The 2,518-nt window shown below is 50.5% G+C and carries 1 protein-coding gene; it reads left to right on the forward strand.

Going from position 1 to position 2,518, the window contains the following annotated elements:
* Positions 1 to 567 precede the first annotated feature (567 nt).
* A complete protein-coding gene (locus BLV85_RS14550) occupies positions 568 to 1,992 on the forward strand; it encodes a PAS domain-containing protein (protein WP_176974067.1) in 1,425 nt (474 codons plus the stop codon).
* Positions 1,993 to 2,518 lie beyond the last annotated feature (526 nt).

The following is a 2,518-nucleotide window of genomic DNA, read 5'->3' on the forward strand; positions in this document are numbered from 1 at the left end:
CGTCAGTGGGAATAAAGGGCGGGCCATGCAATTTTTGCTTGTTCAATCAAAAAAATGGCAAATTATCCGATATATTTCAAGCTTTGGGTACTAGTGATCAATCACAAGCAGCGAGACTATGCGCATATCGTGGTTATGCCTCACGCACATCGAAATATATTGGATGAGTTTCTGATGGACCTGGAACAAGATCAGACCATCACTGCCTGACAAAACGTTGCCAAAGCAACATCCAAGGCTAAAGTTATTGTAAGAGTGGCCGATGGTATCTCTTCTTTCCACTAAACGGGAGATTTGATGCTACTCTTTTTCGATTCTCCTTGCTGCCATCCATGGCGCGCAATGGCATGCCCAGCCTTGATCAATGGCAGATGAAATCGATAAGTGAATGGTTGGATGGGGTTACCAGCATATTACTGACGATGTTGTGGGTAAAATCGACTCATACCATTTCATTCCCGCCCAAGAAAGTCATCAAGCTTGTAGCCGTCGCGCATGGAGAATAGCTGGCATATGGAAGCCAATATAGTGCCGGCTACCTTCTTCAAGGTAATCAGTAACCTGACTATGATTTCCATCACCGACCTGAGCGGGTGCATCGTCTTTGTCAACGATCAGCTTCGTAAAATCAGTGGCTATAGCAAGGAGGAACTGGTCGGTCGCAGGCACCGTATACTCAAATCCAGCTCATATCCTGATGAATTCTTCGAGGAAATGTGGACAACGGTATTACGCGGCGATACCTGGCACCGGGAAGTCTGCAATCGCCATAAGCATGGCAAGCCATATTGGGTAGATGCCACGGTTGTGCCAATCAAAGATAATAGCGGTCAGATCAGCCACTTTCTGTCGTTTCGCGTCGATATCACTGCTCGCAAGCAAACCGAGACGAGGCTGCGCGAACAGTTGAAGGAGAGCGCTTGTCTGCATGAAATTCGCCGTAACCTGGCACGCGATGATCTATCGATGGTTGCGCTGTGTCAGCTGATATTCGACAGCCTGATCGCAGCAATGCAGTATCCGGACTATGCTGCCGCCATGATCGAATTTGGTGGCCAACGATTCACTTCTGAATATTTTGAGACAGCCCGCACGCATCGTTTATGCACAAATATCCTGGTAAACGACAAGATCGCAGGACAGCTACAAGTTTGTTACCCGGAAGACAGGGCTTTCTCACTCCCACAGGAGCAGAATCTGATCGATACTCTTGCGGAGGATCTTGGAAAATGGCTTGAACACAAGCAAACCGAGCGCATGCACAGAGAAAATGAGGACAAATTCCGTTCCATTTTCGAGGGCTCGAATGATGCCATTATGCTACTGACAGAACAAGCGTTCTTCGACTGCAACATGCGCGCGCTGGAAATATTCGGACTGGCCAGCAAGCAGGATTTTCTGGCAATGCATCCGGCTCAACTGTCCCCACCTGTTCAGCCAGATGGGCAGGATTCGCTCACTGCTGCCAATAAAAAAATCATGGCAGCTTTTGAACAAGGGTATGAACGGTTCGATTGGATACACCGCCGCAAAAATGGTGAGGATTTCCCAGCAGAAGTACTGTTATCGGCCTTTAATTTGCATGGGAAAAGGGTCTTGCAGGCGACTGTGCGCGATGTCAGCAAATACAAAAGAACCGAACAGGCATTATTGGAAAATGAGGAAAAATTCCGGGATCTGACCGAAAGCCTCAGCGAAGTGATTTATCGCGCTGATCCGCATACGCTGTTTGTAACATATGTCAACTCCGTCGTAGAAACTCTATTTGGCTATACTGCTCAAGAATGGCTCAGTGAGCCGATGCTCTGGGAACGGACAATACATCCCGAGGACCGACCGAGAGTGATCGAAGCGGTTATGGAAGCACAGAGAACGACGGCAAATGGGCAAGTCGAATATCGTATCCTGCGCAAAGATCAAACTCAGCGCTGGGTACTCAATCGCTATAGTTGGGAGAAAAACGCACAAGGCGTGGTCGTGTGTACGCAGTAACAGCAGCAAATCTAGCGGGTTGAAGTCCCGTCCGGGGAGTTGTCCGTACGCCCCGGTAGCATGAGGAAGCGGCGTCGCGGCAACGCGGGGTCGTGAGTTTCCACACAGCAAGAGAGCAGGCCGTAACGCAAGTGAACCCATGAGTAGCCTCGTAAACGAAGTGGAGAAGCCGACCCTGTGGACGAAAGGGGAAGGCCGTTGGATGGTTGCCGGAACAACGGAAGTAGCGGCCATCGACTCCCGGGGTAGCAGGGTCGGCATGTTCTTGAAGATTTGTTGCCCAGTGCTGGAGATCCATCCAGGGAAGTGGAGAGGCCACCAACCGAACTGTATAAGGAAACGAAAGCAGCCCGGCCCTGGATGGAAGTCGGAGGGGTCCATAAGACCGCTTGAGGTGGAGGGACAACACAACCCCCGCCGAGGAAAGGGACCCTGCTTTGTTCACGCAACCGAAGGGCGAAGGAACGAGGGATTGCCATGTCGCTAACCACTCCGGAAACGATCAGGACGCTCCAGAGGAAGCTCT

It is taken from the genome of Nitrosomonas halophila, from assembly GCF_900107165.1.
In the GTDB taxonomy this organism is placed as follows: Bacteria; Pseudomonadota; Gammaproteobacteria; order Burkholderiales; family Nitrosomonadaceae; genus Nitrosomonas; species Nitrosomonas halophila.

Coding starts and splice junctions, on each gene's coding strand:
- BLV85_RS14550 (WP_176974067.1), top strand. CDS start 568: ATGATTTCCATCACCGACCTGAGCGGGTGCATCGTCTTTGTCAACGAT.